General features: G+C 65.1%; 3 protein-coding genes. All 3 read left to right on the top strand.

Features of this window, described 5'->3' with window-relative positions; genetic code table 11:
• The coding region (locus tag ABWI07_RS44100; RefSeq protein ID WP_353822203.1) for a hypothetical protein at positions 1-418 on the top strand (418 nt) is incomplete at its 5' end.
• A complete protein-coding gene (locus ABWI07_RS44095; RefSeq protein WP_011109700.1) occupies positions 415-723 on the top strand; it encodes a hypothetical protein in 309 nt (102 codons plus the stop codon). The genes ABWI07_RS44100 and ABWI07_RS44095, both read left to right, overlap by 4 nt.
• A gap of 127 nt (positions 724-850) precedes the next feature.
• Positions 851-1,394: hypothetical protein (locus ABWI07_RS44090; protein WP_353822202.1), on the top strand; the 544-nt coding region annotated here is incomplete at its 3' end.

Genomic DNA, 1,394 nt, shown 5'->3' with positions numbered 1-1,394 from the left:
GGCAACCGCCCGGTACCTGGCCGACGTTCAGCGGGTCCTGCTGGACATCGGCAAGAACCTGGAGACCCTCGCGATCGAGACCCGCGTGCACCTGCGCAAGACGCACGTGGAGGGCGACCGCTGGTACCACGCCAGGATGCGCGCGATGCCCGTCGAAAAGGCCCTCGGGAACGTGCTCAAGAACCTGAACAACCTCACCGAGGGCCTGGAAAAGAGCGCCTATAAGCGCCGCGCCCACGACGAGAACGTGGTGAATACGGTCAAGGGAAGGAAGGAAAAGGAGCTGGAAAAGCAGCGTAAGAAGAACCCGCCGACGCTCCAGGCCGCACCCAACCCGCCGCAGCAGGGTGCGCAGAGCGAGAATTCCGGATATGGTGGTCCCACGTCGATTTACGACCTCGGTCGGGAGTCGGCGTGAACCGCCCCCTCAGCAGTGCCGAACGGTCCGCCGAACGGCGTCAGAACTGGCTGAAGGAAGAGGCGAAGAAAGCCCGCGAATCTCGCGGCGAGGCAGGGCTGATGGAATTCTGGCTCCGCCTGGCACGATCCCGAATGTCCAAGGACGTCAAAGCCGGTCGCGGCGACGTCTACTCCGGATTCGCGCTGATCTGCCGCCTGTTCATCACGGCGCTGGACCAGCGGGTGGAGGGCAACGGACGGATCTGGAACGACCTGCTGCAGTACGCGGAGCAGGTCGTGGCGAAGCACCCCCCGCGTAACTGAACGTCACCAGCGAAGGCCCCGCCGGGCTCCGGCGGGGCCTCGCGCGCGTAAAGCGTGCACACGTGCACGTGCACACGCGTGCACACAAGATCCCACGCTCTGTCAAGTCCCAGGAGGGAGGCGCACCGTGTCCGATGAGGACGGCACAGGGACCCTGGTCCAGGGCCCCTGGAGCGGTGATTCCACGTTCGTGCCACCGCCGATCCCGGATTACGGCGACACCATTCCGCCGCCGGAAGACATTCCCCCGGCGCCGCCGGAGTCGCCGGAAGAGATGACGATGGAACTGCCGACGATTCCGGCAGCACCGGACCCGTCAGCGGCCCTGCGCTCTGAAGGAATTACAGCACCGGAAATCAGCGAAGATGACGGCGAATGCGAGGAAGGCGAATACGAACAGCCTCGTTCTCTCGCTGACCGTCTCGGTGACTGGTTGGAATTCCGGCTGGAAATGGCGCGGGCCAATCATGAAAGCGAAACGCCTTTCCGTGAGGCTGAAATAGCACGGAAGGCCGCGCTGCTGGAGGGCCGCACCGCGCAAGAAGTCGCGATGATGGAGCAGAACGGAAAGCTCCACGCCGCGATGATGAAAGCGAAGGGCGACAAGGCGGCGGCGCGCGGAAAGGCCGACGCCGACCGCACGAAAGCGTCCGGCTCCGGCCTGGGGGCGG

The organism is Actinomadura sp. NPDC000600 (genome assembly GCF_040492135.1).
Taxonomy (GTDB): domain Bacteria; phylum Actinomycetota; class Actinomycetes; order Streptosporangiales; family Streptosporangiaceae; genus Spirillospora.
Note: the sequence above shows the minus strand (reverse complement) of the source record. Positions and strands in the feature narration are given on the sequence as shown.